We start from the raw sequence: 360 nt of genomic DNA, 5'->3' as shown, positions 1-360 counted from the left end.
TGATCACTTCGGTGAGCCATGCGCTTTCGACGGGCTCCCAGATCGAGCTTCTCGCTGCAAGGTATCCATCCGACACGACGCCAATGAACCTCAGCGGCAACGAGTTCAGCCAGACCATCCTGGGCAACGCCGGCGCCAATGTCATCAACGGCGGACGAGGTGCCGACATCTTGACCGGCAATGGAGGCAACGACACATTCGTGTTCAACAGCGCTCTTGGAGCCGGCAACGTCGACAGGATCACCGACTTCGACAAACTCCAGGACAAGATCCAGCTCGACGACGCCGTTTTTGCCGGGCTTAAGCTGGGTGGCCTTTCATCCGATGCTTTCTTTGCTGGCACGGCCGCGCATGACAGCT

The 360-nt window shown here is 58.9% G+C and carries 1 protein-coding gene; it reads left to right on the top strand.

The features are described 5' to 3' along the window. Positions 1-83 precede the first annotated feature (83 nt). Positions 84-360: M10 family metallopeptidase C-terminal domain-containing protein (locus E5W70_RS32740; protein ID WP_366509784.1), on the top strand; the 277-nt coding region annotated here is incomplete at its 3' end.

The sequence above is a fragment of the Mesorhizobium sp. genome, assembly GCF_005063415.1.
Taxonomy (GTDB): domain Bacteria; phylum Pseudomonadota; class Alphaproteobacteria; order Rhizobiales; family Rhizobiaceae; genus Mesorhizobium.
Note: the sequence above shows the minus strand (reverse complement) of the source record. Positions and strands in the feature narration are given on the sequence as shown.